The sequence below is a fragment of the Terriglobales bacterium genome (assembly GCA_035567895.1).
Classification (GTDB): Bacteria; Acidobacteriota; Terriglobia; order Terriglobales; family Acidobacteriaceae; genus Gp1-AA112.
In genome coordinates, this window is sequence record DATMPC010000099.1 from 110,317 (window position 1) to 117,748 (window position 7,432).

Here is a 7,432-nt window from a genome sequence, read left to right on the forward strand (position 1 = left end):
GCGGTCTGCTTGATCGCTGCGCTTGGCGCGACGGCTGTTTGCTTGTCTCAGACTCAAGCAGCGCCAGGGGAGACACCTGCTAAGGTTGGCGTTCCCAGCGCAGCCTCGCCAGATCAGACGCCTCCGCAATTCGTCGTACGCGGCACGGTCAAATCGGGGAAAACCCCCCTTCCAGGCGCCGCAGTAACCGCCGCCAACACGTTGACGGGGAAGAAGGTTTCCGGGGCAACTGCAATCGATGGCTCCTTCACTCTCAACTTGCCCTCGCGCGGCCGATATGTGATCAAGGTTGAGCAGGCCGCTTTTGCTCCGACCACGAAGGAAGTAGTAATTACGCCAGAAACACCGCAGTCGACCGTGGATGCGGAGCTCATGCTGGCTTCACGGGCGCAAGTCCTCGCCGCGCAGCAGCAGCAACAGGCTGCCGGCGCTGTTCAACAACAAATCGCAACTGCGTTGGCGAACCGCGGCATGCAGAGCCTGGCGGTTACTGAATCGGACACGAGCGCGATTCCCGGATCGGGCGGCAACAACGACAATTCTATTCAGAGCGCTCGCGCCCTGCCGCTGAATGGCGCGGGCACCGACGCTCCTACTGAGTCGGTTTCGATTACCGGAGCGATGGGGCAGGCGCAAAACTTTGGTATGAATCCAGACGAGATTCAGGATCGAATTCAAGAGTTCCGCGATCGTGTGCAACGCGAAGGCGGTCCAGGTGGCGGGGGAGGCCCAGTCATTCTCGGTGGTGGAGGGCCAGGCGGAGGCGGCGGCTTTGGTGGTGGACCAGGAGTCTTCACCCTCGGTGGACGAATGGGCAGATTCAACATCAACCAGCCGCACGGGTCGATTTTCTACAGCACTGACAATTCCATTTTCGATGCGGCTCCCTACGCATTGAACAGTCGCACGAACCCGCTTGGCGGGCCGCAGCAAAAACCCGAGTACGATCAGAATCGCTATGGCGTTACGCTCGGCTCGCCACTCCACATTCCGCACATTGTCAAGGACGACAAGACGTTTGTTTTTCTCAACTGGACCGGCGGAAGGAACGAAAATCCTTATGATCAGTTCTCGACCGTTCCCACGCTGTCAGAACGTCAGGGCAACTTCTCGTCGATTGCCACTCAGCTCGTAGATCCAAAAACGCATCAGCCGATTCCTGGCAATGTGATCGCGAATATCGATCCGGCTGCGCAAGCGTTGCTGCCGTTCATTCCGCTGCCCAATCTACCGGGAACGACGAGAAACTTTCACTTTGTTACCGCGCTCACTCAAAACAGCGATCAAATCGCGGTTCGTATGATCCACAACTTCGGTGAAGGCGCTACTTTCATGCCGTTCGGCGGAGCAGGCGGCGGAGGGGGAGGACGCGGCGGACGTAGACGTGCCCGCAACAACATCAATTTCAATTTCAACTACAGCGACTCGCACAATCAGGTGTCGAACCCATTTCCCACGCTGCTCGGTACGACAGAGACTTCAGGGATCAACACCGGCGCGGGCTGGGTCGTCAGCAGAAATCGGCTCACTAACAATCTGCATTTCAATTACAACCGCAGCCATACGCAATTAAGCAATTTGTATCAAGACAAGGTGAATGTAGCTGGCCTTGCCGGCATTACTGGGACGTCGCAGGATCCGTTCGACTTCGGGGTGCCCGTGCTTTCTTTTACGAACTTTCAAAGTGCGCGCGACACGGGTGCAACGTTGAGCAACAACCAGACCTTCTCCTGGTCTGACAGCGTGATCTGGCGCCATGGCAATCACAACGTCCGCGTTGGCGGAGATTTCCGGCGGATCTACAACGACATTCGTACCGTGCAGAACGGTCGCGGGACTTTTACGTTTACAGGTACCGGTGAATTTACCAGCAGCTTTGATTTTGCCGACTTCCTGCTCGACGTGCCTCAACTCACGTCGATCCAAGGTGGAACTACTACCTACAAATTTCGCCAGAATTCATGGGACCTGTTTGTCCAGGACGACTGGAGAGCTACCAGCAGTCTGAGTTTCGATTTTGGACTGCGCTACGAGTACGTCTCTCCATTCAGTGAGGCCAATAACCAACTCGTGAACCTGGATATCAATTCCACCATCACTGCCGTGAATCCAGTTTTCCCCGGAACATCAGGACCATTCACTGGGGGATTTCCCATAACGGTAGTCGAGCCGGATCGCAACAATTTCGCTCCACGAGTCGGTTTCGCCTGGAAGGCGTCAAAGATGATGGTCGTGCGCGGCGGCTATGGGGTCAACTACAACACTGGTCAATACAGTAGCATCGTGCAGAGTCTCGCGTTTCAGCCTCCATTCGCCCTAACTTCAACTAACGTGGCTTCGCCCTCTTTGCCACTCACGCTGGAAAATGGATTTCCGCCTCCGACTGCGACGGTGACTAACAACTTCGCGGTCGACAAGAATTACAAGCTCGGGTACGTGCAGATTTGGAACCTCGATATCCAGAAGGAACTCACGCCGTCGTTGCTAATCAACATTGGATACAACGGTTCCAAAGGCACCGATCTCGACATTCAACGAGCGCCAAATCGTTTGCCAAGCGGCGGGCTCCGAATTTCCGATGTGCAACCTTTTATTCTCGAGACCTCACAAGGAGATTCGATCCTGCATGCAGCCAGTGTTCGTGTACGCAAACGCCTGCGTCATGGCATCTCCACACAAGGCACGTATATCTTCTCAAAGTCCATCGACAACGCCTCCAGCATAGGCGGGGGCGCAGTGGTCGTCGCGCAGAACGATCAGGATCTTGCCGCTGAGCGCGGCCTTTCAAGCTTCGACCAGCGCCACCGCTTTACTGGAAACTTTGTTTACGAGCTTCCATTCGGTACCGGGAAGAAATGGCTAAACAATCAGGGAGCAATGAAGGAATTCTTTGGCGATTGGTCGTGGAGCGGTGATTTTACGATCGCGTCGGGGTTGCCGTTTACACCACGCTTTCTCGGGGCTCCCTCGGACATCAACCAAGGTCTAAACGGTACGCTGCGCGCAGATCTAGTCCGAGATTCGACGGTAGGGACCTGTCCCAATGGATTCTCTGTGGGAACGATTAATTGCTGGTTCAATACGGCAGCGTTTGTGCAGCCTCCGTCGGGCCAGTTCGGGAACGCGCAGCGAAACAGTATTCGCGGACCTGGACAGCTTATTTTCGATATGTCCGTAAGCAAGACGTTGCTGGCTAAGGACACGCGCGCGCTTGAACTGCGTCTCGCGGCTAACAATGTCTTTAACCGTCCGCAGTTCACCACCATCGATACGGTTCTAAATTCGCCGACGTACGGCCAAGTCATCAGCGTTGGATCAATGCGGCGTGTGACGCTCAGCGCGAGGTTCAGGTTCTGATGCGACGGTCGTTTCCATCTCGGATCATTGCGTTGACCTTGAGTCTATTCATCGCTACGCCTTCTCTCATGCCGCAGGATGCTCAACCTCAAGCGCCGTCCCCAGGTGATTATCGAATTCGCGTCACCAGCGACCTTGTGCTCACGAATGTCGTGGTTCGAGATAAGCAGGGAAATCTCGTCCGAGGCCTTACGCAGGACGCCTTCAGCGTTTTGGAGGACGGCAAGCAGCAGCGTATTTCGAGCTTTGATTTTGAAAACGTCGATGCGCTGGCGCTGGCGGGCTCAGCAGGTCCGACGGTAAGTGGTATAGCTGCGCCGATGAAGATCATTGGTAGCAATGCGTCGGTGAACAAGGAGGAGCTCAAGAATCATCGTCTGGTTGTTCTCTTCTTCGACTTCAGCGCAATGGAACCGGACGACATTGATCGTGCAGTCTCCGCTGCCCAGAAATATGTCGACAAACAGATGGCTCCAGCGGATCTGGTTGCTGCCATCTCTCTCGCATCCTCCATGCGAGTCGATCAGGACTTTACAAACGACAAGACCAGGTTGAAGGCTGTTCTGAGCGGCTATACCTCCGGTGAAGGTCAGGGGTTCCAGGCCGGCGATACCGGCACTGCAGAAGGCACGCCTGATTCTGGCGGTTCCTTCGTTGCCGACGATTCCGAGTACAACCAGTTCAATACCGATCGCAAGCTGCAGGCGATTCAATCTGTCGCCAAGGCACTCTCGAAGATCGACCAGAAGAAGTCGATCATTTACTTCAGCAATGGTGTGAGCCGCTCGGGAATTGAGAATCAAGTTCAATTACGAGCTGCCACGAACGCTGCGGTCCAGGCGAACGTCGCGTTGTACACGCTGGACGTGCGGGGTCTACAGGCATTTGCCGCTGGCGGGGAGGCCCAAAGTGCCAGTCTGCGCGGACGCTCTGCGTACTCAGGTCAGTCGGTCCTCGACCAATTCAGCAGCAATGCCGATAGTCAGGAGACGCTCACAACCTTAGCCGGCGACACCGGCGGCAAAGCGTTCCTGGATTCGAACGATCTGAGCGGAGTATTCACTGCCGTGCAGCGGGATACTTCTGCCTACTACGTCATCGGCTACCGCAGTACGAATCCTGAGATGAACGGGAAATTCCGCCACGTAAAGGTGGTGCTGAATCGTTCCGATCTGAAACTCGAGTACCGCAAGGGCTATTTTGGTCCCAAGGACTACGCGCACTTCGACAAAGAAGACCGCGAACAGCAGATGCTGGACGAAATTGCCTCGGAGCTTCCCGAGGTTGATGTATCCGTCTACATGGCAGCGGCTTATTTCCGCATCGATGAAGCGCATTACTACATTCCGGTCTCGATTGTGATTCCCGGTTCGCAAATCCCGTTTGTTACCGAGAAGGACAAGGACCGCGCGACGATTGACATCATTGGCGTAGTGCAGGATGAGCTCAAACATCCGATTGGCAATGCGCGGGAAACGGTGAAGCTGGCAGTTGACGAGTCGCGTCAGGTGCGCCACAAGAACGTTCAATACAACACAGGCTTCGTCCTGCCTCCGGGAAAGTTCCACATCAAGTTCGTCGTCCGTGAGAATCAGACGGGCAAGCTGGGATCATTCGAGACGGATGTCACCGTTCCTGACCTGCGTAAGGCGCCACTCAAGATGAGTTCGATTGTCCTGGCGAATCAGCGAACTCCTGCGGCGCCAAAGAAAAACAATCCGAATCCGCTGATCCGCGATGGGCAGGAGCTGGTGCCGAACATCACACACGTCTTCACTCCTGATCAGCATTTGTATATGCAATATGAGGTGTACGATCCGGCGAAGGAGAAACGCGAACAGGTTGTGAACGCTCAGGGACAACAGGAAAAGCCATCGAAGAATGCGGTACACGTACTCACCAATGTAGAGTTTCTTCAGGGCGACGCTATGGCGTACTCAACGCCGCTGGTGGAGGCTCGCGAGATCAACGCGCCGGAACGGAAGGCTGCGGTGTTCCAGTTGGATGTGCCGTTGTCACAGCTCCGTCCCGGACTTTATACCTGTCAAGTGAACGTAATAGACGACGCTGGTGGAAGCTTTTCGTTTCCGCGGCTCTCGATTTTAGTAAAGCAACCCGCGAATGTGACGGCTGCGAATGTGGGTCAATGATGAACCGCGATCACTTGCGTGCCACATGAGAATGTTAAGCGACGTCGCCGCTCTCTGCCTTCTCGACTTCTTCACGCGCTGATTTCTTTACTTCGAATCGGCATTCCCGAGGATCCTTGTCAGTGCGCAGTCCCTCGTAGACTGGAGCGCGCATCTTGATGCCCCCTTCGCCGGTTTCGTGCGTCCACTCTGTGAACTTGATTTCAGCTACAAGCTTTGGCTTCACAAAGTGGACGCTCCGTGGGCTGTCGATCTTGCCGAAAAAGGGATTCTCCTTTGTTTCAAGCTTGCGCAGCTTCTCCCACATTTGGGCATGGGACGCCTGGGTAAACCCGCTGCCTGCCTGACCGACAGGAATCAAAAGTTCCTTCTCATCATAGAGGCCAAGCACGACGGATCCAAAATTCTCGCGGCTGCCGCGCGGATCGGTGTAGCCGCCTATAACGCACTCTTGCCTCTGCGTGATCTTGATTTTGAGCCATTCGCTGCTCCGCTTCTGGATGTAGCAGCCTCTCCGCCGTTTTGCGACGATGCCCTCAAGGCCTTGTTGCCGCGCTGCCTCGAGCAGCGCTTTGCCGTTGCCTGCGAAATGTTCTGAAACCTTGACCCTTTCATTAGGCTGAACCACTCGCGCGAGCAATTGTTTGCGATCCTCAAGATCGACTTTCATCAGCGAGTATCCGTCAAGGTAAAGGAGATCGAACGCGTAGTAGCGAATGAAGATGCTGTGATCTGGCGAGCCGCGTTTCCCATCGCCGGAGAGGCCGCTGCGTTGCTGCATCAAGCTGAACGAAGCGCGTCCGCTCTCGTCAGCCGCAACAATTTCGCCGTCAATAATGCAGTTGCTGCACTGGAGTTGATCGGCGATCGATTGCAACTCGGAAAAGTCTTTGGTCTGATCATTCTGATTGCGTGAGACCATCCGGACTGATCGTTTGCCGTCTTCCCCGAAGAAGACGACGGAGCGATAGCCATCCCACTTGATCTCGAAGAGCCAGTCAGCGTCGTCGAAAGGTTCGTCCACCAGCGTTGCCAACATGGGATGAATTTGGCGCGGCATTGGCTGTTTTACCGCACCCTTCACCTCATCGAGAGCTAAGTCTTTTTTTTTAGAACCCGTGCCGTTCGCCGCGTTCTTCGGGGTTTTTGCGCTCTTCGTCTCTTTCGCTGAAGTGGATTTAGTGCTGGAGGAGGTGGCTCGCGCGAGGCTACTCGAGGATTTTGCGGTGGAGGATTTCTCCGTTGATGGTTCAGGCGAGGTTTGCCGGTCGTGCTTGGCAATCGAGTCAGCCAACCAGGCATTTTTCGCGCTGGAGCCTCCTAGCGAGGCGGGACGGCTGTGCCATTCTGCTGAGCCGGCGTCGCCTGCGATCTCCGGCATCGAGCGCTGGGTTAGTACGGAGTAATCAAACTTGTCGATGTCATAGCCCGGTTTCGCCTGGTCATCTTTCTTCTTGATCAGTAACCACTCGTTGCCTTTTGAGCCGGGGCGCCGTGAGCGCATCTTTGCGAGTACAAAGTCGCCCTTGAGTTTTTCTCCATGCAGACGAAACTTCAAGTCGCCCTTGGCGAGCATCGTTAATGCTTCTTTTTCACGGTCAGCGCGATTCTTGGTGTGATCGGTGTAGTCCTCTTTCAGCGGCTCCCATGTCCCCGTATCCCAAACCATGACGCTTCCGGCGCCGTAGTTATTGGGAGGAATAATCCCCTCGAAGTGGAAATATGAAACCGGATGATCCTCCACTTGCATGGCCAGTCGCTTATCCGCAGGATCGAGTGAAGGGCCTTTTGGGACAGCCCAGGACTTGAGCACGCCTTCCATTTCGAGACGGAAGTCATAGTGCAGACGGGACGCTCGGTGCTTTTGAACTACAAATCGAAATCCTTTTTTGGGATCGAGCTTTGGTGGCGGCTCTGGAGTGTGT

General features: G+C 55.2%; 3 protein-coding genes. 2 read left to right on the forward strand and 1 reads right to left on the reverse strand.

Features of this window, described 5'->3' with window-relative positions:
- Window positions 1-42: 42 nt before the first annotated feature.
- On the forward strand, window positions 43-3,357 hold the full coding sequence (locus VNX88_20625) for a TonB-dependent receptor (GenBank protein ID HWY71084.1): 3,315 nt from the start codon (window positions 43-45) through the stop codon (window positions 3,355-3,357).
- 32 nt (window positions 3,358-3,389) lie between these two features.
- Entirely contained in the window at window positions 3,390-5,507 is a 2,118-nt protein-coding gene (locus VNX88_20630; protein HWY71085.1) for a VWA domain-containing protein, read from the forward strand.
- Between the two features lie 34 nt (window positions 5,508-5,541).
- On the opposite strand, the gene ligD is transcribed toward VNX88_20630, so the two are convergent.
- Window positions 5,542-7,432: non-homologous end-joining DNA ligase (gene ligD, locus VNX88_20635; protein ID HWY71086.1), on the reverse strand; the 1,891-nt coding region annotated here is incomplete at its 5' end.